This is a genomic window from Vibrio aquimaris (assembly GCF_009363415.1).
Lineage (GTDB): Bacteria > Pseudomonadota > Gammaproteobacteria > Enterobacterales > Vibrionaceae > Vibrio > Vibrio aquimaris.
The window spans coordinates 247,129-272,576 of record NZ_CP045350.1 but is presented as its reverse complement, the minus strand read 5'-3'; the positions used below and the strand labels follow the sequence as shown (position 1 = coordinate 272,576).

The 25,448-nt window shown below is 44.0% G+C and carries 27 protein-coding genes and 4 tRNA genes; 9 read left to right on the top strand and 22 right to left on the bottom strand.

Annotation, left to right across the window (positions count from 1 at the left end):
• Positions 1 to 3: 3 nt before the first annotated feature.
• The 8 genes from rplK to FIV01_RS01260 form a co-directional block, all read right to left on the bottom strand.
• Positions 4 to 432, bottom strand: a complete 429-nt coding sequence (rplK, locus tag FIV01_RS01295) for a 50S ribosomal protein L11 (protein ID WP_026084318.1) — start codon at positions 430 to 432, stop codon at positions 4 to 6.
• 165 nt (positions 433 to 597) lie between these two features.
• Positions 598 to 1,146, bottom strand: coding sequence for a transcription termination/antitermination protein NusG (nusG, locus tag FIV01_RS01290; protein WP_114788007.1), 549 nt, complete (start codon positions 1,144 to 1,146; stop codon positions 598 to 600).
• A 13-nt stretch (positions 1,147 to 1,159) separates the two neighbouring features.
• Positions 1,160 to 1,540 (bottom strand): preprotein translocase subunit SecE, encoded by a 381-nt coding sequence (secE, locus tag FIV01_RS01285; protein ID WP_152429399.1) that lies wholly within the window; start codon positions 1,538 to 1,540, stop codon positions 1,160 to 1,162.
• Between the two features lie 273 nt (positions 1,541 to 1,813).
• Positions 1,814 to 2,998, bottom strand: coding sequence for an elongation factor Tu (gene tuf, locus FIV01_RS01280; protein ID WP_152429398.1), 1,185 nt, complete (start codon positions 2,996 to 2,998; stop codon positions 1,814 to 1,816).
• Between the two features lie 103 nt (positions 2,999 to 3,101).
• Positions 3,102 to 3,177 (bottom strand) — tRNA-Thr (locus FIV01_RS01275).
• 13 nt (positions 3,178 to 3,190) lie between these two features.
• Positions 3,191 to 3,265 (bottom strand) — tRNA-Gly (locus FIV01_RS01270).
• A gap of 35 nt (positions 3,266 to 3,300) precedes the next feature.
• Positions 3,301 to 3,385: transfer RNA gene (locus FIV01_RS01265), tRNA-Tyr, on the bottom strand.
• Positions 3,386 to 3,420: 35 nt separating this feature from the next.
• Positions 3,421 to 3,496: transfer RNA gene (locus FIV01_RS01260), tRNA-Thr, on the bottom strand.
• A 208-nt stretch (positions 3,497 to 3,704) separates the two neighbouring features.
• Between FIV01_RS01260 and coaA the strand changes: the two genes are divergently transcribed.
• Positions 3,705 to 4,628: a type I pantothenate kinase gene (coaA, locus tag FIV01_RS01255; RefSeq protein WP_152429397.1), complete on the top strand. Its 924-nt coding sequence runs from the start codon at positions 3,705 to 3,707 to the stop codon at positions 4,626 to 4,628.
• A 38-nt stretch (positions 4,629 to 4,666) separates the two neighbouring features.
• Here coaA and FIV01_RS01250 read toward each other — a convergent pair whose 3' ends face one another.
• A complete protein-coding gene (locus tag FIV01_RS01250) occupies positions 4,667 to 5,014 on the bottom strand; it encodes a 5-carboxymethyl-2-hydroxymuconate Delta-isomerase (protein ID WP_152429396.1) in 348 nt (115 codons plus the stop codon).
• 249 nt (positions 5,015 to 5,263) lie between these two features.
• On the opposite strand from FIV01_RS01250, the gene tpiA reads away from it, so the two are divergent.
• The gene (tpiA, locus tag FIV01_RS01245; protein WP_152429395.1) at positions 5,264 to 6,034 is read left to right on the top strand and encodes a triose-phosphate isomerase; all 771 of its coding nucleotides are present in this window, start codon (positions 5,264 to 5,266) and stop codon (positions 6,032 to 6,034) included.
• Between the two features lie 107 nt (positions 6,035 to 6,141).
• Complete coding sequence (locus tag FIV01_RS01240) at positions 6,142 to 7,494, top strand: MATE family efflux transporter (RefSeq protein ID WP_152429394.1); 1,353 nt, start codon at positions 6,142 to 6,144, stop codon at positions 7,492 to 7,494.
• Positions 7,495 to 7,506: 12 nt separating this feature from the next.
• Here the strand turns inward: FIV01_RS01240 and rraA are convergent, their stop codons facing one another.
• The 3 genes from rraA to efp all read right to left on the bottom strand — a co-directional run bounded on the left by rraA (position 7,507) and on the right by efp (position 9,702).
• On the bottom strand, positions 7,507 to 8,025 hold the full coding sequence (gene rraA, locus FIV01_RS01235) for a ribonuclease E activity regulator RraA (RefSeq protein WP_152429393.1): 519 nt from the start codon (positions 8,023 to 8,025) through the stop codon (positions 7,507 to 7,509).
• Between the two features lie 76 nt (positions 8,026 to 8,101).
• The gene (locus tag FIV01_RS01230) at positions 8,102 to 9,019 is read right to left on the bottom strand and encodes a 1,4-dihydroxy-2-naphthoate polyprenyltransferase (RefSeq protein WP_152429392.1); all 918 of its coding nucleotides are present in this window, start codon (positions 9,017 to 9,019) and stop codon (positions 8,102 to 8,104) included.
• Between the two features lie 116 nt (positions 9,020 to 9,135).
• Positions 9,136 to 9,702: an elongation factor P gene (gene efp, locus FIV01_RS01225; RefSeq protein ID WP_152429391.1), complete on the bottom strand. Its 567-nt coding sequence runs from the start codon at positions 9,700 to 9,702 to the stop codon at positions 9,136 to 9,138.
• 33 nt (positions 9,703 to 9,735) lie between these two features.
• Here efp and epmB point away from each other — a divergent pair, with 33 nt between their 5' ends.
• Positions 9,736 to 10,758 (top strand): EF-P beta-lysylation protein EpmB, encoded by a 1,023-nt coding sequence (epmB, locus tag FIV01_RS01220; RefSeq protein WP_152429390.1) that lies wholly within the window; start codon positions 9,736 to 9,738, stop codon positions 10,756 to 10,758.
• Positions 10,759 to 10,915: 157 nt separating this feature from the next.
• The gene (locus FIV01_RS01215) at positions 10,916 to 12,238 is read left to right on the top strand and encodes an anaerobic C4-dicarboxylate transporter (protein WP_152429389.1); all 1,323 of its coding nucleotides are present in this window, start codon (positions 10,916 to 10,918) and stop codon (positions 12,236 to 12,238) included.
• 55 nt (positions 12,239 to 12,293) lie between these two features.
• Here FIV01_RS01215 and pfkA read toward each other — a convergent pair whose 3' ends face one another.
• From pfkA to FIV01_RS01200, 3 genes are all read right to left on the bottom strand, one after another.
• Positions 12,294 to 13,256 (bottom strand): 6-phosphofructokinase, encoded by a 963-nt coding sequence (pfkA, locus tag FIV01_RS01210; RefSeq protein ID WP_152429388.1) that lies wholly within the window; start codon positions 13,254 to 13,256, stop codon positions 12,294 to 12,296.
• Between the two features lie 281 nt (positions 13,257 to 13,537).
• Complete coding sequence (gene fieF / locus FIV01_RS01205; protein WP_152429387.1) at positions 13,538 to 14,446, bottom strand: CDF family cation-efflux transporter FieF; 909 nt, start codon at positions 14,444 to 14,446, stop codon at positions 13,538 to 13,540.
• 115 nt (positions 14,447 to 14,561) lie between these two features.
• Complete coding sequence (locus FIV01_RS01200; protein ID WP_152429386.1) at positions 14,562 to 15,059, bottom strand: CpxP family protein; 498 nt, start codon at positions 15,057 to 15,059, stop codon at positions 14,562 to 14,564.
• A gap of 182 nt (positions 15,060 to 15,241) precedes the next feature.
• Between FIV01_RS01200 and FIV01_RS01195 the strand changes: the two genes are divergently transcribed.
• The 4 genes from FIV01_RS01195 (at position 15,242) to trmL (ending at position 18,562) form a co-directional block, all read left to right on the top strand.
• Complete coding sequence (locus FIV01_RS01195; protein ID WP_114786011.1) at positions 15,242 to 15,928, top strand: response regulator; 687 nt, start codon at positions 15,242 to 15,244, stop codon at positions 15,926 to 15,928.
• Complete coding sequence (gene cpxA, locus FIV01_RS01190; protein ID WP_152429385.1) at positions 15,928 to 17,310, top strand: envelope stress sensor histidine kinase CpxA; 1,383 nt, start codon at positions 15,928 to 15,930, stop codon at positions 17,308 to 17,310. Before FIV01_RS01195 ends, cpxA begins: the two co-directional genes overlap by 1 nt.
• A 74-nt stretch (positions 17,311 to 17,384) precedes the next feature.
• The gene (locus tag FIV01_RS01185) at positions 17,385 to 18,002 is read left to right on the top strand and encodes a superoxide dismutase (RefSeq protein ID WP_152429384.1); all 618 of its coding nucleotides are present in this window, start codon (positions 17,385 to 17,387) and stop codon (positions 18,000 to 18,002) included.
• Between the two features lie 83 nt (positions 18,003 to 18,085).
• Positions 18,086 to 18,562: a tRNA (uridine(34)/cytosine(34)/5-carboxymethylaminomethyluridine(34)-2'-O)-methyltransferase TrmL gene (gene trmL, locus FIV01_RS01180; RefSeq protein WP_152429383.1), complete on the top strand. Its 477-nt coding sequence runs from the start codon at positions 18,086 to 18,088 to the stop codon at positions 18,560 to 18,562.
• A gap of 70 nt (positions 18,563 to 18,632) precedes the next feature.
• Here the strand turns inward: trmL and trpS are convergent, their stop codons facing one another.
• From trpS to aroK, 7 genes are all read right to left on the bottom strand, one after another.
• A complete protein-coding gene (gene trpS, locus FIV01_RS01175) occupies positions 18,633 to 19,649 on the bottom strand; it encodes a tryptophan--tRNA ligase (RefSeq protein WP_152429382.1) in 1,017 nt (338 codons plus the stop codon).
• 109 nt (positions 19,650 to 19,758) lie between these two features.
• Complete coding sequence (locus FIV01_RS01170) at positions 19,759 to 20,445, bottom strand: phosphoglycolate phosphatase (protein WP_152429381.1); 687 nt, start codon at positions 20,443 to 20,445, stop codon at positions 19,759 to 19,761.
• A gap of 4 nt (positions 20,446 to 20,449) precedes the next feature.
• Positions 20,450 to 21,121: a ribulose-phosphate 3-epimerase gene (gene rpe, locus FIV01_RS01165; RefSeq protein WP_152429380.1), complete on the bottom strand. Its 672-nt coding sequence runs from the start codon at positions 21,119 to 21,121 to the stop codon at positions 20,450 to 20,452.
• Between the two features lie 114 nt (positions 21,122 to 21,235).
• On the bottom strand, positions 21,236 to 22,063 hold the full coding sequence (locus FIV01_RS01160; protein ID WP_152429379.1) for a Dam family site-specific DNA-(adenine-N6)-methyltransferase: 828 nt from the start codon (positions 22,061 to 22,063) through the stop codon (positions 21,236 to 21,238).
• Positions 22,064 to 22,134: 71 nt separating this feature from the next.
• Complete coding sequence (locus FIV01_RS01155; RefSeq protein WP_152429378.1) at positions 22,135 to 23,628, bottom strand: SPOR domain-containing protein; 1,494 nt, start codon at positions 23,626 to 23,628, stop codon at positions 22,135 to 22,137.
• Between the two features lie 42 nt (positions 23,629 to 23,670).
• Positions 23,671 to 24,759: a 3-dehydroquinate synthase gene (aroB, locus tag FIV01_RS01150; RefSeq protein WP_152429377.1), complete on the bottom strand. Its 1,089-nt coding sequence runs from the start codon at positions 24,757 to 24,759 to the stop codon at positions 23,671 to 23,673.
• Positions 24,760 to 24,790: 31 nt separating this feature from the next.
• On the bottom strand, positions 24,791 to 25,309 hold the full coding sequence (gene aroK / locus FIV01_RS01145; RefSeq protein WP_152429376.1) for a shikimate kinase AroK: 519 nt from the start codon (positions 25,307 to 25,309) through the stop codon (positions 24,791 to 24,793).
• Positions 25,310 to 25,448 lie beyond the last annotated feature (139 nt).

The following is a 25,448-nucleotide window of genomic DNA, read 5'->3' as shown; positions in this document are numbered from 1 at the left end:
ATCTTAACCCTCTACCACTAGGCCCATTGAACGAGCAGTACCAGCGATTGAACGCTTCATTGCTTCGATGTCAGCACCAGTCATATCTGCAGCTTTAGTTTCTGCGATTTCTTGGATTTGAGCGTCAGTTACCGTACCCACTTTTTCAGTGTTTGGACGACCTGAACCAGACTTAACGCCAGCCGCTTTCTTAAGAAGAACTGCTGCAGGTGGAGTCTTAGTTACAAAAGTGAAAGAACGGTCATTGTATACAGTGATAACAACTGGAGTTGGTAGACCTTTCTCGACCGATTCTGTTTTTGCGTTAAACGCTTTACAGAATTCCATGATGTTAACACCGTGTTGACCTAGAGCAGGACCAACTGGTGGACTTGGGTTTGCCATACCAGCAGCAACTTGCAGCTTGATATAAGCTTCAACTTTCTTAGCCATGATTTTTCCTAATTTTGGGTACTAACGCTAATCCGCTGATCAGCTCCCCGTTCATATAAATAACTTTCTACTTTCATCGAAGTAAAAAGGCGCGAAATTATAATCATAATTCGCGCCTCATACAAGCTTTAAAAGCTGTTTTTTTGTACTCTTTAAACTCTGGGTTTAGTCTAATTTTTCAACCTGACCAAACTCAAGTTCAACAGGTGTTGCTCGACCGAAGATAGAAACAGACACCTTCATGCGGCTCTTCTCATAATCCACTTCTTCAACAGTACCGTTAAAGTCTGCAAATGGACCATCATTGACACGTACAACTTCACCTGCTTCGTACATAGTACGTGGTCTAGGTGACTCACTCGCTTTTTCAAGACGGTTAAGGATAGCATCAGCCTCTTTATCCGTGATAGGTGCAGGACGGTCAGAAGTACCACCAATGAAGCCCATGACACGAGGTACGCTGCGTACTAGGTGCCATGATTCATCGTTCATAATCATCTGAACAAGGACGTAACCTGGGAAGAACTTACGCTCAGACTTACGACGTTGACCTGCACGCATTTCGACTACTTCTTCAGTAGGAACAAGAACTTCACCAAACAGCTCTTCCATGCTGTGCATTTTAATATGCTCGCGAAGAGACTGAGCGACACGGCCTTCAAACCCAGAGAAGGCTTGAACCACATACCAGCGTTTTTTGGGAGCTTCACTCATGAATTAAAACCCTCTATACCCCAGTCACAAAGTTGACAAGACGAACCATGATGCCGTCAATGCCCCAAAGTGCTAGAGCCATTACAATACTTACAGCTAAAACGATAAAGGTAGTTTGCATAGTTTCTTGGCGTGTAGGCCAAACTACTTTACGAACTTCCATACGAGATTCTTTAGCGAAATCAATCGCAGCCTTACCCTTTACTGTTGTAGCTGCCACACCTAGCGCTGCTGCAATTAATACAACAACACCGGCAACGCGAATCACTACAGACATTTCACCATACAGGTAATTACCCACAACAGCGGCAGCTAACAGAGTAAAAGTGATAACCCACTTAAAGATATCTGCGCCATTTGAGCTATCAGGAGTTTCAGCATTATTTGCTTTCATAAAACCAACCTGTCAAAAGTCTTAATATAGACGACAACAACCCCGCTGCTGCAGGGCAAATCCATGAAACGACAACCTATTAGATTGGCGTACTCTTCTTATTACTCAATAACTTACTATTAAAAGTAAGAATCTACTTAATATCCACCTGTAGAAGAAATTGGCAAATATTATATTGAGTGCAGAAAAAGGGCATCAAATGATGCCCTTTTTGCTACTGCTTCGTCAAATCTTATTCAAAGATTTTCAGAAAGCTTCGCCAATTCTTGAGAATTAATCGAAGATCTTAGCAACAACACCAGCACCTACTGTACGGCCACCTTCACGGATCGCGAAACGTAGACCTTCGTCCATTGCGATTGGTGCGATTAGCTCTACAGTCATCTTGATGTTATCGCCTGGCATTACCATTTCTACGCCTTCTGGTAGCTCGATGTTACCAGTTACGTCAGTTGTACGGAAGTAGAACTGTGGACGGTAGCCTTTGAAGAATGGTGTGTGACGACCACCTTCATCTTTAGACAGTACGTAGACTTCTGACTCAAACTTAGTGTGTGGAGTGATTGAACCTGGAGCCGCTAGTACTTGACCACGCTCTACTTCATCACGCTTAGTACCACGTAGTAGGGCACCAACGTTCTCACCCGCACGACCTTCGTCTAGAAGCTTACGGAACATTTCAACACCTGTACAAGTCGTTGAAGTCGTCTCTTTGATACCTACGATAGCAACTTCGTCACCTACGTTTAGGATACCACGCTCGATACGACCTGTTACTACTGTACCACGGCCTTGGATTGAGAATACGTCTTCAATCGGCATTAGGAACGGCATGTCTACTGCACGCTCTGGCTCTGGAATGTAAGAATCTAGCGCTTCTGCTAGTTCTACAATCTTAGCTTCCCATTGCTCTTCACCGTTTAGTGCACCTAGAGCTGAACCTTGGATTACTGGTAGATCATCACCTGGGAAGTCGTACTCAGATAGAAGTTCACGAACTTCCATTTCTACTAGTTCTAGTAGCTCTTCATCGTCAACCATGTCACATTTGTTCATGAATACGATGATGTATGGGATACCAACCTGACGGCCTAGTAGGATGTGCTCACGAGTCTGTGGCATTGGGCCATCTGTCGCAGCAACAACTAGGATACCACCATCCATCTGTGCAGCACCTGTGATCATGTTCTTAACATAATCCGCGTGTCCTGGACAGTCTACGTGTGCGTAGTGGCGAGTTGGAGTGTCGTACTCTACGTGAGATGTTGCGATTGTGATACCGCGCTCACGCTCTTCTGGAGCGTTATCGATTGATGCGAAGTCTTTCGCTTCACCGCCGTACACTTTAGATAGAGTAGTACAGATCGCTGCAGTTAGAGTTGTTTTACCGTGGTCAACGTGGCCGATAGTACCAACGTTTACGTGCGGTTTCGTACGTTCAAATTTTTCTTTAGACATGAGTTGTCCCTCTAGGTACGGATTTAGGTGGCTTTGATGACCACGCAACCAAAAAGTATTGGTGATAAAGTATATATCAAAAGGAAATGTTTGCTTTCAGAGCTGGTGCTGATAGGCAGACTCGAACTGCCGACCTCATCCTTACCAAGGATGCGCTCTACCACCTGAGCTATATCAGCACTCAAAAAAGAGTGGAGCGGGCAGCGGGAATCGAACCCGCATCATCAGCTTGGAAGGCTGAGGTAATAGCCATTATACGATGCCCGCAACACGTAACTCTGTGAGCTATTCCCTAAAGAATATGGTGGGGGGGGACGGATTCGAACCATCGAAGGCAGTGCCGGCAGATTTACAGTCTGCTCCCTTTGGCCACTCGGGAACCCCCCCAAATTTTCAAACCACAATAACTATTAAAGTTAAAATGGTGCCGACTACCGGAATCGAACTGGTGACCTACTGATTACAAGTCAGTTGCTCTACCTACTGAGCTAAGTCGGCATAAGTGGTGCGCATTCTATTGAAGGAAACGCACGCTTGCAATAGCTAAATCAAAAAAAAACGGTTTTTTACTGGGTTTGTGATTGTTTGCTTAAAAATCCAACAATCAAATGCGGTTGTTGGATTATTTTTACTCCCGATATTTGGCAATTAGGCTCGCTTGTTGTATTTTCGCAGCTCTTTATCGCGAATCTCAGTTAGGAAGACTATGTCGCCATATCTCTCTTTTACTCGCCAACATTGGGCAGAATTGCGTAACTCTGTTCCGATGACGCTTTCCGAGAGCGATCTCACAGAGCTGCAAGGTGTGAACGAAAAGTTGTCTATGAAAGAGGCGGTAGAGATATACCTACCACTTTCTCGCCTACTGAATCTTTATGTTGCAGCAAGGCAAAGTCGTAACTCTGTTCTGAATAATTTTCTTGATAATTCAGAAAAGGCGCCACCTTTTATTATTGGTGTAGCGGGCAGTGTCGCGGTAGGAAAAAGCACCACAGCTCGGCTACTTAAAGAGTTACTTTCGCGTTGGGATAATCACCCAAAAGTAGAGCTTGTGACAACCGATGGCTTCCTATACCCAACGAAAGTACTCGAAGAAAACGGGATTTTACATCGTAAAGGTTTTCCAGAGTCCTATGACATTAAACGCTTGATTGAATTTGTTTCTGACGTTAAAGCTGGCAAACCCAATCTAGAAGTTCCTATCTACTCGCACATTACCTACGACATTACCGAAGATGTAAAAGTCGTTGATCGCCCTGATGTTCTTATTATTGAAGGCCTGAATGTACTGCAAAGTGGAATGGACTATCCGCATGCTCCGCATAGAGTATTTGTTTCTGACTTCCTTGATTTTTCCCTTTATGTCGATGCCAAAAGTGATGTGATTGAGCAGTGGTATGTCGAGCGTTTTCTCAATTTCCGTTTAGGCGCCTTTACAGAGCAAGGCTCTTTCTTCAGTCATTACACCAAACTAAGTGTGCAAGAAGCGGAACAAGAAGCTCATAGAATTTGGCGCTCAATTAACGGCATTAATCTTGATGAGAATATTCTGCCAACCAAAGGCCGTGCTCAGCTTATCCTTAAGAAAGGCCAAGACCACACCGTTGAAGAAATTTTATTGCGTAAATAACTCATTCCTTTACTACTGGGGTTGAACTTGATGCAACCCTAGTTAAGTACTTTTAGAAAGCACTCTTTATCCATATCACGGATATTAATGGTTAGGCTGTGAACCTGCCCTGCCTCTTGCTGCAAAACCTTCATTAGCTCGAACGACAAGCGCTTTTTTTGTTCCTGAGTTCGACCATCAAGTAAATCAAAATTTATATGAATGAAGTTCGCATTACTTCCTGCCTGCCCAACAAGCCAATTCTGATAGCAAAGAGAGCGTGACTTTACAGAGTTTGTCTCAAACAAGTCACACTCAAGCGCCACTTGATGTAGTGCTTTAAGAAGTCGATTGACATCAACCAAATCCTCAACAGGATGAGAATATTCCATGATTAAATTGGGCATGATGCTCCTTAGCAAAAAATACAAACATAAGACAGCGCGATGAACAGCACAGGCGCTGTCTCTTGTTACATAGGTCAGCCCAACCTAGCAGCTTATGCTCCAAACTCCTATCTGGTTGCATACAAACTGCCTGATAGATCACTCGGCTAATACGAACAGACATGACGCTAATCATGATCTCGCTCTGTTTATCTGTTATATTCTTACGAAGATTTTTTACATTAATTGATTAAATACGGAGATATTCCTATGCGTCGTCCTGTAGTCATGGGTAACTGGAAGCTTAACGGTAGCAAAGCTATGGTAAAGGAGCTACTGACTGGCCTTAACACCGAACTTAACGGTCTTGAAGGCGTAGATGTAGCCGTCGCTCCACCAGCACTTTATATCGACCTTGCGGAAAAGCTCATCGCAGAAGGTGGTAACAAAATTATCCTAGGTGCTCAAAATACGGACCTAAATAACAGCGGCGCATTTACAGGCGATATGTCTCCTGAAATGCTCAAAGATTTTGGAGCAACGCACATCATTATCGGTCACTCTGAGCGACGTGATTATCACAATGAGTCCGATCAATTCATTGCCAAGAAGTTTAACTTCTTGAAAGAAAATGGTCTCAAGCCAGTATTTTGTATTGGCGAGTCAGAAGCTCAAAATGAAGCAGGTGAAACAGAAGCGGTTTGCGCTCGCCAAATCAATGCGGTTATTGACACTTATGGCGTTGAAGCACTAAACGGGGCGATTATCGCATATGAACCAATCTGGGCTATCGGCACGGGTAAAGCAGCTACGGCTGAAGATGCCCAGCGTATCCATGCTTCAATCCGAGCTTTAATTGCAGAGAAAAGTGCCGCCGTTGCGAAGCAAGTAATCATTCAATACGGTGGTAGCGTTAAACCTGAGAACGCTCAAGCTTACTTCTCTCAGCCAGACATTGATGGCGCTCTCGTTGGTGGAGCCTCTCTTGACGCCAAAAGTTTCGCCGCGATTGCAAAAGCAGCAGCTGCAGCAAAAGCATAATAATGCCTTAACTTTTAGCATGAAGGTCAGCGATTGCTGACCTTTTTTGTGTCTTGTCCGCCAATCAAGTATCCTAGCCTTTTCGTCCATTAGAGCCGTTGTTCGAGATGCAGGATAAGTATGGCCTTTTAACAGCCCCTATTCCCCAAGTACTCAGGCAAATGACCATTCCGATGGTCTTCGGTCTGGTATCGATTCTCATGTTCAATCTTGTGGACACTTTCTTCATTTCTTTAATAGGCACCGAGGCACTCGCTTCAATCAGCTATACCTTCCCAGTTACATTCGCGCTTAACTGTATCACCATGGGCATAGGTGTAGGTTTATCAACCAATATCGCCCACTTACTCGGCCAAGGAAAAACTGTTCGTGCAGCACGGTTCGCCGCGCACGGCCTCTTGCTCGCAGTCACGCTAATTACCCTAGTATCCGCTATCGGGCTGGCAACGCTTCACCCTCTATTTTCACTCTTAGGTGCTTCTGATAACCTATTGCCTCTAATAGACAAATATATGACTGTCTGGTATCTGAGCATTCCATTACTCGTCATTCCTATGGCAGGTAACAGTGTGATCCGCGCAACAGGAGACACAAGAACACCTGCCAAAATTATGATACTAGCCGGCATCATCAACGGTGTATTGGATCCGCTACTGATATTTGGCTGGGGACCTTTCCCAAAGCTAGGTATCCAAGGCGCCGCCATCGCGAGCGCTCTCAGTTGGCTAGGTGCCTGTGTTTGGTCCTTGTATATTCTTACTATGCGAGAACGCATGCTCATACTTCCAAACATGGGATATCTTGTTGAAGATGTGAGACTTATTCTTAAGATTGGTACTCCCGCAGCACTCTCTAATGCTATGATCCCTCTTTCTGGCGCGCTATTGATGATTTTAATTTCCAGTCAGGGCACGGCTGCCGTTGCTGCTTATGGAGCCGCTCAGCGGCTTGAGTCTATTTTAATTATCGTATTGATGGCACTTTCTTCCGTCCTAACTCCTTTCATCGCACAAAATATAGGCGCAGAAAAACATCAGCGTAGCTTTGCTGGGGTGTTTATTAGTATGCGTTTTGCATTAGTTTTTCAAATGGGCGTATTCATCGCCATGATCCCGCTTAGCATTCCTCTGTCATCGCTTTTTTCCCAAGAGCAGCCTGTCAGAGATCTGCTCTGGCACTACTTACTTGTCGTACCATTTAGCTATGGCTTTCAGGGAATAGCCATGATACTTATTTCCGGACTCAACGCTCTACACAAGCCCTTGAAAGCGTTTCAATGGAGCTTTATGCGTTTATTTGTGTTCGTCCTACCCAGTGCTTGGTTAGGAAGTCATTGGCTGGGGAGTGAGGGAATATTTATTGGGATTGCACTTGGCAATATCATCGGTGGAATACTGGGGTACCTGTACGCCTTACAGCTAAGGCGACAGCATCTGCAATTGGCCATACAAGAGCAGTAATAAAAGAAACGATTACTTAGCTAGTAAATCATCTTCCTCTACCTCAAGATCAACATCAAGTCTCTCCTGAGAAATAATCACGCCCGTGTTATCTGCATAAAGGTAGTCTTCTGGAAGGAAGGTGACGCCACCAAAATTGACCGCGACGTCTACCTCACCAACACCTTGAGATGTTGCTCCAACAGGGATTGAAGCTAAAGCTTGAATACCTAGGCTCATATCTTCTAGTTCGTCAACTTCGCGTACACAGCCATAAACAAGAATACCTTCCCATTCATTTTCTTCTGCTATCGAGGCAAGCTCTGCGTCAATGAGTGCGCGTCGTAGCGAACCACCACCATCAATGAGCAAAATACGGCCTAAACCATCTTGCTCTAACACTTCTCGAATCAGACCGTTGTCCTCAAAACACTTAACTGTAGTGATCTGGCCTGCAAATGAAGCACTGCCACCAAAGTTGCTAAACATGGGCTCAAGTACATCCACTTGTTCTGAGTAAATGTCACATAAAGCCGACGTATTGTATTCCATAGTGTTCCTTCCCATACGGTTAGTCATCACAAACGAGTATATAGCGACATTAAGTCATTGCAATGACAAGTCTCAATTAACTGACCAGAGTTTGAGCTATAACCACTCCTGCAAACAATAAATTAGTAATTAGTGAACATTTCACAATCATGGGCATCATAGGTGCAATATGCATCGGCTGTCGGGCCAGCCAGACCAACTTACCATGCTTATATACAAACATTGCGCTTAACAAAAACGGCAGTGTCAGCCAGATAGAGACTGGCTGGCGCACCAGATAGAGGGTAAATGCTAGAAAAGCACCTGACAAAAGTAAGACATGGTAATGCTTGGCTTTTCGACAACCTAACCTCACCGCAATAGTTTTTTTCCCACACTGCTGATCATTTTCTATGTCACGCATATTGTTGACATTTAAAACTGCCACTGCCATGAGGCCACAACCTACTGCAGGCAATATCAAAGCGGGAGTAATAGTTCCTGTATGCAGAAAGAAAGTACCCATTACACCAAGCAAACCAAAAAAGATAAATACAGAAATATCACCCAAACCCACGTAGCCATACGCTTTGTTACCGACCGTATAAGCGATTGCGGCAACCATTGCCAGCACACCTAGACCAAGGAATAGAAGAATATTATGCAAATTGTCTAAGGCGTATAAAACCAGAGTCAAACCGGACACTATCGTCATCACGAGGTTAATAACAATCGCTTTCTTCATACTTTCTGGTGTGACGGTACCGGATTGAACAGCGCGAACAGGACCAAGGCGCTTGGCATTATCGGTTCCTTTAAGGGCATCACCATAGTCATTCGCCAAGTTGGACAATATTTGCAATAAGGTAGCTGTGATAAACGCAAGTATGGTGATCAAAATGGAAGCTTGATGAGTAGAATACGCAAGTACACTTCCCGTTAATATAGACACTAACGCAAGTGGGAGCGTTTTCGGACGAGCGGCGTCTAGCCAGATAGATAAAGACTGTTTCATGCTCACTAGTTTATCGTCATTTTGAATAACAACAATTGTGATACATCAAAGTTTAAGTAAATACAATAAAGGCCACTCACCGTGGCCTCTGGATAGGTTCAATAAACCGGATAGGGTTACTTAACGCGGCCTACGTATTCACCTGAGCGAGTATCTACCTTGATCACTTCACCAATAGAAATAAACAGAGGAACTCGAACTACAGCGCCTGTAGACAAAGTAGCAGGTTTACCGCCAGTACCTTGGGTATCGCCCTTTAGACCAGGATCGGTATCTGTCACTTCAAGTTCAACAAAGTTTGGTGGCGTAACGACAATCGGGTTGCTGTCCCAAAGAGTTAGCATACAAGTGTCATTCTCAACCAGCCATTTCGCATTATCGCCGACCGCTTTTTTATCTGCGGCTAGCTGTTCGAATGTTTCGTTGTTCATAAAGTGGTAGAATTCACCATCGTTGTACAAGTAATCTAGATCAATATCCATGACATCAGCGACTTCAACCGTGTCGCCTGATTTAAATGTTTTCTCTAGAACTTTACCTGAAAGCAGTTTACGGATTTTAACACGGTTAAATGCTTGACCTTTACCTGGTTTGACATACTCGTTTTCGAGAATGACACAAGGCTCATTATCAAGCATAATTTTAAGACCGCCTTTGAATTCATTTGTGCTAACAGTAGCCATTTTTTCCTCTTACCATTCTTCGAGTTAAATTTAATGTCGCACATCATAACCCGAAAACTTGATTCTGTTGAGCAAAACTGGATCAAACAACTAGCGAATGGGATCTCAGATCCCGAAAAGCTGCTAAAGATTCTTGAGATTGATCCCTCTCCGTGGCTGAAGGGTTTTGCCGCTCGAAAGCTGTTTGCGCAGCGGGTACCGCAAAGCTTTGTTGATAGAATGGAAAAAGGAAATCCCTTTGATCCTTTGCTGCGCCAAGTTTTACCGTTAGAGGAAGAATTTGAAATTCACTCAGATTACTCAAATGATCCGCTTGAAGAGCAAGATAACGCCGTACCCGGGCTGTTGCACAAATATCGCAATCGGGTTCTAATGATCCTCAAAGGAGGCTGCGCGATTAACTGTCGTTACTGTTTCCGGCGCCATTTTCCCTATGATGAAAACAAAGGCAGTAAATCAGTTTGGATGCAAAGTCTGGCCTATATCCAAGATCACCCAGAGCTGAACGAGGTGATCCTATCTGGCGGCGATCCTCTGATGGCAAAAGACCAAGAACTAGATTGGCTGATTGAAAATATTAGCGCTATTTCGCACATCAAACGACTACGTATTCATACTCGTTTACCTGTTGTGATCCCAGAGCGAATAACCCTTGCGCTAAGAGAAACTCTCTCAGCGACACGCTTACAGGTTATTTTGGTCACCCATATTAATCACCCTAATGAAATAAATCAGGATTTAAAATTAGCACTCAATGACCTACGCAGTGCTGGGGTGACTTTGCTCAACCAAGGCGTGATGCTCAAAGGAGTCAATGATGAGATTGAAACCCAAGTGTCATTAAGCGAAACACTTTTCGATGCTGGCGTACTTCCATACTACATGCATGTTCTGGATAAAGTTCAAGGGGCTGCGCACTTCTATATCTCTGATGATAAAGCAAGAGCTATCATGTCCGGCGTGATTGAAAAAGTATCTGGCTACTTGGTGCCGAAATTAACCAGAGAAATTGGCGGAAGAACCAGTAAAACACCTCTTGACCTCCACCTTGAATAGATGATCTTAAGGTGAGCTTTTAACCACTATTTTGATTCGAAACAAAGAAAAGAGTAATGACACCTTGCTGAGTCTAACAAAGGTGTCAATTCACTTTTTTGAGTCGAGAATTTTGATTAGCATTGAAGAAAATTTCAACAACCCATTAGGAATGATTATGTTTTACGTGCACATGATCCTGTTGTTAACCATTATCTTCATTGGTATCCGCCACGGAGGAATTGCCTTTGGTCTACTCGGTGGGCTTGGCGTTTCCATACTCGCATTTGTGTTTGGTATTACTCCGGGCACACCGCCAATTAGCGTAATGTTAATCATACTAGCCGTCGTTGCTGCATCGGCCACGCTTGAGGCAACAGGAGGGTTACAACTGCTTGTAAGATTTGCCGAGCGCTTACTTAGAAAACACCCCAACCAAATTGTCTTCTTGGGTCCGCTCTGCACCTACTCGCTAACGGTTTTGGTTGGAACAGGACATTCCGTTTATCCCCTTCTTCCTGTCATCTATGATGTCGCATATAAAAAGGGGATTCGTCCCGAGCGCCCTATGGCTATGGCTTCCGTTGCGTCACAAATGGGCATTACTGCTAGCCCTATTGCAGCAGCTGCTGCCGTTGTCATGGCTACCGCCGCAGACAACCACCTAGTAATCAGTCTTGGTCATGTCCTCGCTGTCACGATTCCCGCCACTCTTATCGGTGTATTAGCAGGTTGTACCTGGAGTCTAAAACGCGGTAAAGATCTCGACCAAGATCGCGAGTTTATCCAGCGCTGCAGCGATCCTGAGTTTAAAGCACAACTTATCGATAGCGATCAACAAGACAATCAAAGAGAAATTGGTAAACAAGCGAAAAGAGGCCTAACTATTTTCTTAGCGGGTATTGTGGTGGTTGTCTTTGTGGCCATGTTTGGTCATGACCTTTCCCTGCTGCCTGAAGGCGTGAAAATGTCAGTCGCTATCCAGTTTTTAATGCTGTCGATTGGCGCTATCATTTTGCTGGCAACCAAAGTTGAGCCAAAAAAAATTGTTCACTGCAACGTCTTTATCGCTGGTATGACGGCTGTGGTGATAATTTTTGGTATCGCTTGGATGAGTGACACCATAATTAGCTTCCATAAACCTTATCTGATTAGCCTAGTCAGTGAAATAGTCGCAGCGCACCCTTGGACCTTTGCAATTGCCATGTTTGTGGTGTCCATATTTTTAAAAAGTCAGGCTGCGGTACTAACCATAATGCTGCCTTTAGGATTTTCTATGGGTATTCCGACCCCTGTCCTCATTGGTGTTTTACCCGCATGTTATGCGTACTTCTTCTTCCCTTTTTACCCCAGCGATTTAGCCGCAATTACCTTTGATCGCTCAGGCACGACTCGAATAGGTAAGTACGTTTTAAACCATAGCTTCCTCTTGCCTGGCTTTATCGGTGTGAGCACAGCGACAACAGTAGCTTATATTCTCTCAACCATGGTTGTAAACTAAGCGCAATAAAAGAGGCCAGTGACTAACACTGGCCTTTATAAACGCTTATGAAAGCTTAGAATAACTCTTCAGCGACCTGATAAAGGTCTTCACGAACTGGGCGCTTCATATTTTCAATTGCGTCAATGATATCATGATGAACAAGCTGCTCTTTTTGGATACCAACGCAACGTCCGCCCTGTCCTTCCATCAATAGATGTACAGCATAGTTACCCATACGAGATGCTAAAACGCGATCAAAGGCTGTTGGGCGACCACCACGCTGAATGTGACCAAGCACTGTCGCTCTAGTCTCTCGTCCCGTGGCTTGCTCAATTTCTTTAGCTAGCTCATTTGCGTCCATCATAAGCTCAGTCAAGGCAATAATTGCGTGCTTCTTGCCCTTCTTAATGCCATCTTGAATGTTGTTGATGAGCTTTTCTTTATCTAAACCCGTTTCTGGTGTAATTATGTATTCGCACCCACCAGCAATAGCAGACATTAGAGTCAGATCACCACAGTGGCGTCCCATGATTTCAACAATGGAAATACGTTGGTGTGATGAAGATGTATCACGCAGGCGATCAATAGCATCAATAACAGTATTGAGTGCGGTTAGATAACCGATAGTGTAATCCGTTCCTGCAATATCATTATCGATTGTTCCTGGCAGACCGACACATGGGTATCCCATTTCGGTAAGCTTTTTGGCGCCCATATAAGAGCCATCACCACCAACAACTACTAGAGCTTCTATGCCGTGTTTTTGCAGGTTTTCTATGGCTTTCTCTCGAACAGCTACTTCTTTAAACTCAGGGAAACGTGCAGAGCCGAGGAAAGTTCCGCCTTTATTGATCACATCAGAGACACTAGAACGATCAAGTTTCTCAATTCTGTTCTCATACAGACCAAGATAACCGTCTTGAACACCATAGACCTCTAAACCTTCCGATAGCGCTGTGCGCACCACACCACGAACTGCTGCGTTCATGCCCGGTGCATCACCGCCGCTTGTCAAAACACCGATCTTTTTAATCATGCTCACCCTCAATTTTTTGGGAATCTTATTTCAACTTTTACGTCAGCAAATTTCATTACTCATTACTGACAAGACCCGTTTATTTGTGCAATATGTTACCTTGAAGCCCAAGGAATACTACTTTTATTTGCACTAAAATATGTAAGTTTTCTACTTATGTAAAAGTATTACAGTTTGACTCGAACAAAGATTTGATACATATCAGGATAGCTGCAATTTATCTCTGTGCTGAAAAGATAATCAGCATGTTAAATTAGCTACATTAGTTCAATAAGCAACTGTTACCAATCACGTACTTTTTGCTCTTTCTCAGGCCCCAGCACCACAGAATATGGATCTTGATGGATCAACACGTCGGCATGAGGAAAACACTCCAACAGCTTGTGTTCAACCATATCTGAGATTCTATGCGCTTCAATCAAGGGCATTTGGTCCTCAAGTTCAAGGTGAAGCTGGATAAATCTCGTGGGACCAGACATACGAGTTCGCAGTTGATGCACACCTAAAACGCCCTCCACAGAGAGGCACTGGTGCTTTATCTCTTCAAGCTCATCATCCGGTAGTTTGCGATCTAACAAGGTTTGAGTTGCTTCTCGTACCATCTGTACTGCGCTATATAAAATATATAAACCGATTCCAATTGCAAACACAGCATCTGCCTGAGTGACACCAAACCAACTCAAGGTTAAAGCTAGCATGATGGCCGCATTCATGTATAAATCGGATTGGTAATGGAGCGAGTCTGCCGCTATAGCTTGACTGCCAGTTTTCTTAACCACATGTTTTTGAAAAAGAACTAGTGCAAATGTCACCACAATCGCAAACAAACTCACATAAACACCATACTCTGGAGACTGGAGAGCATGAGGCCTGAAAAAGCGATCGACACCATTAAGAATAAGAAACACTGCAGATCCTGAAATAAACATGGATTGAGCAAGCGCAGCCAGGGATTCGGCCTTACCATGGCCAAAAGTATGTTCTCGGTCAGCAGGTTGAAGTGAGTATCTCACCACCACTAAATTAACTAAAGAAGCCGCTATATCAAGCATGGAATCAATCAAAGAAGCCAGTAAACTTACCGAGCCCGTCACCCACCATGCCGCCAGCTTGACAATAAGTAACAGAGTCGCAACGATTGTTGCCGTCCAAGCAGCCAGGGTTACTAAACGTGCATATTCGTGTTTCATAAAGTAAAGGTTTGAAAAAACATTACCTTAAGTATAACGCTTCATGAGTTGAATAAAAATGAAACAAAAAAGACGGCCAACGACCGCCAACATGAGTACTCAATAACAATCTGGATCAATTTTTTGTTAAGCGCTCCTGACGCTTTTTAGCACGCGTGTCATCACGCTCTTTTAACAGCTCTGCATATTTGGCTTTTTGCTCTGGCGTCAAAACACTTAACATTTGATGCTGTTTTTCCAGCATGTTCACTTTATGCTCAGTCTGCTGCTCAATCATGGCTCTGGCCAATTCATTGGCAGCGGCTTTATCAAATGATTCTGCCAGTACCAAAGCTTGCATTTTTTCTCTATTGGCTTGTCTTTCAGCTTGGTGCTCAGCAAAACTTTCTTGATATTGGCCTTTTAAGTCCTTTTTCATTGTTTCGCGCAATTGCTTGAGCTGAGCTTGTTGCTCTTGGGTTAAATCCAGCTTACGTATCAAGCTTCGATCAAGTAGCGACGCTTTGTGCTCTTGTTTGTCATGCTCTTTACCGACGCTGGCAAGAACACTGGCCGAGCTGAGCGTTAATGGCAGCACAATCGTGGCTAAAACTATCTTTGTTACTTTTTTCATATTCAAACCTTTCCGACTAAAGAAGTAAACTCTGCTGTCTGACAGCGCTAAATCTAGCATAGAAAGCACAACGTAAAGTGACGTCTAGATAAAGTAAAAAATCGTAAAGAGGCAAGATTAAACTAAATCTCAACTCAATTAATCAGTACTATTAAGGAAAGGGGATAAATGAGGCTGGTTGCATGGCACATATTTTGTTGATTGATGATGACACTGAGCTTACTGGCTTACTAAAAGAGGTCTTAACACTAGAAGGCTATCACGTATCTGAAGCTAATGATGGTGAAGCAGGGCTCGAGGCCATCGACAAAGGTGTGGATTTGGTGCTTTTGGATGTGATGATGCCCAAGCTCAATGGCGTCGAGACACTCAAGCGCCTGCGCGAGCATTGGGAAACGCCAGTGTTAATGCTAACCGCTAAAGGAGACGAGATAGACAGAGTGATAGGTCTTGAACTTGGCGCCGACGACTATTTACCAAAACCGTTTAGTGATCGCGAACTTCTCGCGCGCATACGCGCTATTTTGCGTCGTACCCAATCAAAATCCAGTAGCAAAAATATTGACTGCATTGAGTATCAAGATATCAAAGTATTTCCCGGAAAACAGGAAGCTTACTGTCAGGAAGCCTACCTTGAGCTCACCACCACCGAATTTGCTCTTCTCAGCCACTTTGTACAGCACCCAGGAGAAACACTCACCAAAGAAACGCTGAGTTTAGATGTACTTGGAAAACGTCTCGCAGCTTTTGATCGTGCCATCGATATGCATGTATCCAACCTACGTAAAAAGCTTCCCGAAAAGCCAAATGGGAAACCGCGTATCAAAACGCTGCGAGGACGTGGTTATCTCTTTGTTGAGGAAGACTGATGCGTTTACCTAGGATCACTAGCCTTTACGGACGTATTTTCGCTATCTTCTGGTTCACCATGTTTTTGGTGCTCGTGGCTGTGCTCTCTCTGCCTCACTTAGATCCTAGGCGTTCAAGAGATATCCCAGCAGCGCATTATGCAAAGCTCATCGAAGCGAAACAAAAAATTGAACAGCGCTTTGCTAATGAGGGAGATCTTAGGCAAATTATTTTTCAACTAGAAAGACCGCGTCGCTCTAATAGAGAGCCTAGACCGCGTTTCGTGCTCACCGATCTCGAGGGCAATATTTTAACCACTCAAAATCGTAAAGATTTTAAGCTCAAAGCAGTACAAAACTTCATTACCAGTATTGAAGATCCCGCAAAGCCCAAGCAACGTCTATATGGCCATTATATGGTCGCAGGGCCTTTGCCCATAACACTGGCTAAAAATGATCTCCTACTTTATGTCGGCGTCAAATGGAATCAACCGCCGCCCTTTATGCTGCGGCTGTTCGACAAACCCTTGCAATTATTGTTTGCCGTTATGCTCGTCAGTACGCCTTTGTTACTTTGGTTAGCATGGGCACTAAGTCAACCTGCGCGAAAGCTTGAACGAGCAGCAAAACGCGTAGCCAAAGGTGAGTTTTGTGTCGACCCAGAGCTTGAGGAAGGTACAACTGAATTTAGGCAAGCGGGCAAAAGCTTCAATCAAATGGTTGAAGCGGTGAATCAAATGGTTTCGGGGCAACAGAGGCTGCTGTCTGATATCTCGCATGAATTACGCTCTCCTCTCACACGTCTGAGAATGGCAAGCGCTTTAGTGTCACGAAAACAAGGGGATAGCCCTGAGCTTAATCGCATTGATACGGAAGCTCAGCGGCTCGAACAAATGATAGGCGAACTATTGGATCTATCACGCATGCAGCTAGACAGTCACGTAGCGCGAGAAGTCCAGCCTCTTAGCAGTTTATGGGAGGCTATCTTATCAGATGCGCAGTTTGAAGCAGAGCAAATGAACAAGTCTCTTACTTATACTCACATTCCTGAAAGGTATATCTCAGGCAACCCTAAACTTTTGATGAGTGCGCTCGATAACATAGTGCGAAATGCCATTCACTACAGTCAGAACTTAATAAAAGTGGCCTTCAAACTCGACAATGACCGGCTGACGATTATTGTTGATGACAATGGAGAAGGCGTTGCTGAACATGAGTTAGAAGCCATATTCCGCCCCTTTTATCGTGTTTCTACTGCTCGAGATCGCCACAGTGGCGGGACCGGACTTGGTCTTGCGATTACAGAGAGTGCTATTCGCCAGCACAGTGGCAGTATAACGGCGAAACGCAGCAGTCTTGGCGGGTTGTGTATGGAAATCATTCTGCCGCTCGAGGGGAAATAACCTTACAAAATCACGGTTGATAATAGATCTCATTATCATTTAGTCTATATACTCCCAATTAAGGAGAATTGACTATGTCCCACATTTTTCCAGAACTTCCCTATGCTTATGATTCACTCGAACCATACATAGACGCCAAAACCATGGAAGTGCATTACAGCAAGCATCACAGAACATATTTCGACAAGTTTGTTACCGCAGTATCGGGGACTGAATTGGAATCAACAAGATTGGATGATATCTTTGCTAATATCTCCCAGCATTCTCCAGCAGTTCGTAATAATGGTGGCGGCTACTACAACCACATCTTATATTGGAATTGCATGGCGCCAAACGGCGGTGGAAAACCTAGCGGTAAACTGGCCGATGACATCAACTCAACCTTTGATAGCTTTGAAAACTTCCGGCAATTGTTTGCGCAAGCCGCTATCAATACTTTTGGGTCAGGGTTTGCATGGTTGATCGTAAAAGATGGACAACTGAAGATCACGTCAACGAGCAATCAAGATAATCCTCTAATGGATGTAGCCGTTGAACAAGGTGAACCTATTTTAGCCCTCGATGTGTGGGAACATGCCTACTACATCAGTTACCAAAACCGCCGACCAGAGTACATTGATGCATGGTGGAATGTCGTCAATTGGAATGCTGTTAGCGAAAATTACGCCCTAGCTCTTGCCGATAATAAATAGTAAAACTCTCTTTGTGCACTTGGCGGCGATGATAAGCCGCCTTATAATTTCTCGCCTCAGTCACCAAAAGCAAAACCAAGAACATGTTTGACATCGCTCTCTATGAACCAGAAATTGCGCCAAATACTGGTAACATCATCCGCTTATGTGCCAATTGTGGTGCTAACCTTCATCTTATTGAGCCGCTTGGTTTTGATTTGGACGAAAAAAAAGTACGTCGCGCCGGCTTAGACTACCACGACCTTGCACGTGTGACTCGGCATAAAGATTATCAAGCGTTCGTTGATTATCTCGAAACAACACGTTGCAGCTACCGTATTTTTGCCTGCACAACAAAAACAACGGGTCACTATGTTGATGCGCAATTTACCAAAGGCGATGTGCTTTTGTTTGGCCCTGAGACTCGGGGCTTACCTGCACAACTCATCGAGAGCATGCCAATGGAACAAAGGATCCGCATTCCCATGATGCCAGATGCTCGTAGCTTAAACTTATCTAACGCGGTTGCTATCATAGCCTTTGAAGCTTGGCGTCAAATGGACTTTGCAGGCGCCCAGTAAGCTTCACATCACCAGAATAAATAACGGACTCATAAGAGTCCGTTTTCAAATTAAGCGTTACCTCATCCTATTATGGACGAGCAACAAAACCGACTGCTTGATAGACCTTACTCAAGGTTTGCGCCGCACGAGTAGAAGCCTTTTCAGCTCCTTGCTTCATCACACTATCCATATAGGCACGGTCTTCACGAATACGTCGGTATTTCGCCTGAATAGGCTCAAGCATAGCGACAATGGCTTCACCAACGTCTTTCTTGAACGGACCATACATTTCAACGCCTTTATATTGCGCTTCAATTTCTTCAAAGCTCATCCCCGTTGCCGCTGAGTAAAGCCCCATGAGGTTAGAGATACCCGCTTTGTTATCCCAGTCATGCACAATACGTGGCGGCGTTTCCGTGTCGGTTTGAGCCTTATTTATCTTTTTGAGGATCGATTTAGGCTCTTCTAATAGAGTGATGACATTTTTGCGATTATCGTCTGATTTAGACATTTTCTTGGTGGCATCTTGCAAACTCATAACTCGTGCATTCACTGTGGGAATATAAGGCTCAGGTACAGTGAAAATCGGCGCACCTGGCGCATAAATGTTATTAAAGCGAGTCGCGATATCGCGTGCTAATTCTAGGTGCTGCTTCTGATCGTTACCTACAGGTACTTGGTGAGCTCCATACAGTAAAATATCTGCCGCCATCAGAACAGGATAACCAAATAAACCCGCATTAACATCATTGGCATATCGAGCAGATTTGTCTTTAAACTGAGTCATTCGACTCAGCTCTCCCATCTGGGTGTAACAATTAAGAAGCCAGCCCAATTGTGCATGCTCTGGTACATGAGATTGAACAAATAGCGTGCTCTTTTGTGGATCAACACCAACGGCCAAACAAATCGCCAATGCATCTAGCGTCGCTTCATGCAGTGCTTTAGGGTCCTGGCGAACCGTAATCGCATGAAGGTCAACCACACAGTATTGGCAATCATAATCGTCTTGCATCTGTTGCCACTGACGTAGAGCACCCAAGTAGTTACCGATACTTAGTTCACCTGAGGGTTGAACACCACTCAATACAATGGGCTTGCTCATGAGAATGATTCCTTGACTTCTTAATCTAAAAAATGAAAAAACCGCATAGCTTGTCTACCACGCGGCGTACTCAGTGTACTCATTAACGAGTATTTTGGAAGATCTTTTGTTACAACTGCGGACAAACCTGAGTAACATCGAGCAAATCAGCAATGCAATCAGATACAAAGTCGGGCTTTGAATCCGAGATTGGCTCACCATGATTGTAACCATAGGTAAGTCCAAATGATAAGCAGCCAGCATTTTTTGCAGCTAAAATATCATTTTTTGAATCTCCGACCATCAACATCTGCTCCGGCTGTAACTCATATTTCTCAAGTAACCAGTTAAGAGCCATGGGATTGGGCTTCTTATCTGGGAAAGTGTCACCACCAATGATCTCAGCAAAAAACATATCAATTTGATGCTTGTTAAGCACCTCAGGAACAAACTTAGACGGCTTATTGGTCACCAAAGCCACTACAAACCCTGCTTGATGAAGCTGCTCGAGGGTTTGGCTAACTTTTGCGTACAAGTGACTCAGTTGATGTCCAGTTTTCTCATAATAATCATCAAATAGCTGACGAGCCTTAGCTTGGAGATCAGGATCTAAATCGGGGTTAACTTCAATACTAGCGCTCAAGGCTCTCGCGATAAGCACATCGGCACCATTACCAACGTAGTCACGCACTTGCTCTTCGGTAACACGAGGAAAACCAAGGGCTTGCACTGTCTGATCAGCTGCTACAGCGAGATCTGGCACACTATCAAGTAAAGTGCCATCAAGATCAAACGCGATCAATTTTATATTACTCATCTAACTATCTTACCTTTGCTAACTCTTCACGCATTTGATCAATCACTTGCTTATAATCTGGTTGATTAAAAATCGCCGAACCTGCAACAAACATGTCCGCGCCTGCTTGAGCAATTTCTTTGATATTTTCGACCTTAACCCCACCATCAATTTCTAACCGAATATCGCGTCCAGACTGATCGATTAGGCGACGCACCGCTTTGAGTTTATCAAGCGTTTTAGGGATAAATGATTGCCCACCAAAACCAGGATTAACTGACATAAGCAAAATCATATCCAGCTTATCCATAATATATTCCAGGTGAGAAAGTGGTGTGGCTGGGTTTAGCACGACCCCTGCTTTACATCCATGTTCTTTGATGAGCTGTAAGGTGCGATCAACATGCTCAGAAGCTTCGATATGAAAGGTAATCATAGAAGCGCCCGCTTTGGCAAAGTCTGGAATAATGCGATCAACAGGTTTTACCATCAAATGCACATCAATTGGCGCAGTAATGCCGTAATCACGCAAAGCTTGGCAAATAGGGGCACCAAATGTTAGGTTAGGTACGTAATGATTATCCATCACATCAAAGTGAACCACATCTGCCCCTGCAGCGAGGACTTTGTCAACGTCCTCACCAAGACGTGCCATATCAGCAGATAAAATGGATGGAGCAATAAGAAAATCTTTCATACCAGACCTCTGTTTGAATGTAGGTAAACCCAAAAGACCATTTGAGCACATTCTACCCAAGCAAAGACAGATAAGATAGCTTAGATGAGAGAAATATCGCCAGAGTTAGTGGGCTTAGTCATCATGACTGGGATTGAACAAAGCCAGTAGCTCATCGACTTTATTGCGTCCTGCGCCATTGCGGCTAATGGTGCGCTTTACTTTGACCACATTAAGCTCTGCCCCATGATAGAGACGACGAGTTAGGGTTGTATCGTGATTGGAAATTAACACTGGAATATGGCGCTCTTTGGCTGATTTTTCGGCAACATCAGCCAAAGCAGCTTGATCATCTAGAGTGAATCCATTTCCAGCATAAGAAGTGAAGTTTGCTGTGGTCGATAACGGCGCATAAGGTGGGTCACAATAAACCACACTTCCCTTACGGGCACGCCTAAATGTCTCTGGATAGCTTTCACAAACGAAGGTAGCTTTTTTCGATTTGCTAGCAAAAAACTCCAATTCCGCTTCGGGAAAATATGGTTTTTTGTACGAGCCAAACGGGACATTAAAACCGCCTTTTTTGTTGTAGCGGCACAAACCATTAAAGCCAAATCGATTCATGTATAAAAAAGCCAAGGAACGATACATCACATCATCTGTACCATTAAACTCGGCTCGTATCGACAGATAAGCGTCCTTACGATTATTTTCAGCCACAAACCAGCGCTTAGCTTCAGAGATATACTCTTGTGGCCTCTCTTTCAACAAATTGTAAAGGTTAATCAGGTCTGGATTGATATCGGCAAGAAAATAGTGGTCATAGTCAGTGTTAAGAAACACTGACCCTGCTCCAACAAAAGGTTCCACTAGCTTACGACCTTCTGGTAAGTACCGCTGGATATCTTCAACTAAACCGTATTTTCCACCAGCCCATTTGAGAAAGGCGCGCTGCTTCTTCATCTAATGCTCTAAATCAATCAAACAAAAATTAAGGCTGCGAAATGTAACATATTTTCCATCTCGGCTCAGCGTTATTTCACTCGATCGATTTCTCTATGTACCTGACTAAGTGACTTAGCCCAAGGGTCCAACTGCTGTATATCGGCAGGCAAGGACTCCACGGCATCTCTAGCAACTTGAATTGTTGGGTAGTTTTGGTAAGTGATGATGTACCAATCAGCGCCGTTTCGCACTGTAGGATAGATATATACGCTCCCTGCTAGCTTATGTTTATCCAGAAATTCTTGTACTTCTTCTAAAGACTGAATAGCGGCTAGTTGCAATGTGTAGCTGCGCACAGAAAAATTCTTTAGTTCATCCTTAGTAAATGAAAAGGAAACAACAGGTTTAGTGGGCTTTTCTGGTTCAGATACGACAGCAACAGGAGCATTTTCTGTCTTGGCTGGCAAAATACGAATACCGGATTTACTCACCACATTTTGATTTTCAGCTGTGCTGGCATTTTCAGGTTTACCTTCTATCAGAGCATCAACCACATCTGATGTGATCACAACACGCTGTTGCCCATCTTGACCACTACCGACACTAGAGGCTTGCTCTGTCACTTTAGGCGGTAGTGCCTGAGAGTCATCCTCTGCAGAAATTACTGCGCTGTCCATGTCACTACTCTTGTCGGTATCAAGATTAGACAATGATGTATCAGCTTCAGTATTAACAGGCGAGGCTGGAAGTACTGTCTTATCCTGAGTGTCCTCAACTTGATGCATCTTATCTTCGGGCGAAGGCTGTACCATAAGCCACCAATATCCTCCTCCAATAAGAAGAAGTATAGCGATGACTAACAGAGCGATATTCATTGGTGAGCCAATGATTGAACGGATAATAATCCTTTTTTCCACTTTATGATCCCCTAAAGCCATAATGTCGCCCGGCCGAAGGGCAACAGTCCGATATGCGTTACGTACACGCTTTTCTCTTTCATCTTCGACAAAACGAATCACAAGGTGTTCAAAAAAGCGGTCGGCTTCATCCTGAGTCAATGGATCTATTTCTAAATCTATGGGCTTGTGGTCTTGGCCATAACTCAAACGCGTCAACAGTACATCAAGCGAATTAGATTGGGTAAATAATACCACATTGATTGTCCAACTAGGTTTGTCCTGTGCCTCAAGAACCAACATCCATAACTCTGAAACAAACGCCTCCTTCAACTGCTGAGCGTCATCGATAACGATGACAACATCACAGCCCTCTTCACCTATTTGGCGAGCAAAGCTGTCAGTTAAAGGGTCAGTAGGATCAAACATCGGCTCAGAAAAAAGCTGAGTCAAAACCATGGTTCTGCGTTGCTGGTCATCCTGATTAGGATGACACATTAACAAAGATTGGTTTTTATCCGACGCCCAAGCTTCCAAATAACGTTGGGCTAACCATGATTTACCTGCACCGGGCGCACCACCAACCGTGACTAAATTAGAACCAAAATTGGTTAGCAATTGCATGCGCTCAAGCAGTTCTACCTGAGTATCTAACTCCAACACACGGGATTCATGCGTCAAACTCATTCAAACCATCCTAATGACAGTCTACTGTCTAAAGCAAACAACTCAAATATCGCGACAAAAATCGATCGCTTGTCGAATAATCGATTCAGGCACACCTTTCACAACTTCGGCGCTACCAATTCCAGTAGGTAACACTAAACGCAGCTCACCAGAAAGTACTTTCTTGTCACGCATCATGTGTTTCATGAAGTCGTCAAAAGTCATGGTGTCTGGTGTATGCACAGGCAATTGTGCTTTTTTTAGTATAGAGAGAATTTGCTCCACTTGCTGTGGTGTAATAAGCCCTTGCAGCTCAGCTGTTTTCGCCGCCATCAAGGTACCGGAAGACACCGCCTCACCATGGAGCCACTTACCATAACCCAACTCAGCCTCAATCGCATGGCCAAATGTATGGCCAAGATTAAGCAAGGCGCGAATACCAGACTCTTTTTCGTCCTTTGCAACCACCTCAGCTTTGATTTGGCAACAACGTGAAATCGCATAGGTCAAAGCTTGCTCATCTAACGCATATAAGTCGTCAAGGTTATCTTCCAACCAGACAAAAAATGCCTCGTCGTAGATAATCCCGTATTTAATCACTTCAGCAATGCCTGCAGCAAACTCTCTCGCTGGTAAGGTTTTCAGACAATCAGTATCAATAATAACAGATTTAGGCTGATAGAAAGCTCCTATCATATTCTTGCCTAACTTATGATTGACCGCAGTTTTGCCGCCAACAGATGAATCAACTTGAGATAGCAGAGTCGTCGGGATCTGGATAAAATCAACGCCACGTTGATAACAGGCTGCCGAAAACCCAACAAGATCACCAATAACCCCGCCACCAAGAGCAATTACCACCACGTCACGAGCATAATTACCTTCGAGCAAATAGCTCATGACGGTATTGAAGGTATCCAGTGATTTATATTGCTCACCATCAGGTAATTCAAGCACTGATGCCTCACAGCCAATGTGTTCAAGAAGAGTTAGTATTTTATGTGCATATAATGGAGCAACCGTGACGTTAGTGATCACAACCACTTTTTGTTTGGCAGATAAAAATGAAAGGTGGGCCGGATCACTAAATAATCCGGCGCCAATTGAAATTGGATAGCTACGCTCACCTAAGCTGACCGTAATCCTTTCCATGGGTATTCTCCAGTTGCTAATATTTAACGTATTAACGTTCTTCTAGCATTTTTACAATCTGGTTGGCTACCACTTTTGCACTTTGATCGTCAGTTCGTACTGTGTAGTCCGCAATTTCCTCATAAAGAGGGTTACGTTCACCAGCTAGCGACTCTAGCACATCTCGCGGGTTATCCGTCTGTAATAAAGGACGTTTTTTATCACGATTAGTACGTGCAAGTTGCTTTTCTATTGTTGTTTCCAGATAAACAACAATTCCGCGCGCAGAAAGACGATTACGGTTTTCTTTGCTATTGATTGAACCTCCACCTGTCGCCAGAACAATACCTTGCTCTTCGGTCAGATCGTTGATCACCCTTTCTTCGCGCACACGAAAGCCGTCTTCACCTTCTACGTCAAATACCCAAGCGATATCAGCGCCTGTTCGTTCTTCAATTACGGTATCCGAATCCACAAACTCCATATGAAGCTGTTGAGCGAGATGTCTACCAATTGTACTTTTGCCAGCACCCATAGGTCCAACAAGAAAAATATTGCGTTTTTCAGCCATGTTTAGCAGTAATTTACAACGTTAATTCAATGACATCGCCACAAGAAAGCCGGATAAATCCAGCCCAAGATATGCCTGTGGCACCAATTCCTCACAGATAATTCGTGATAAGACCCGAAATTATCTAGGTAAGGTGACA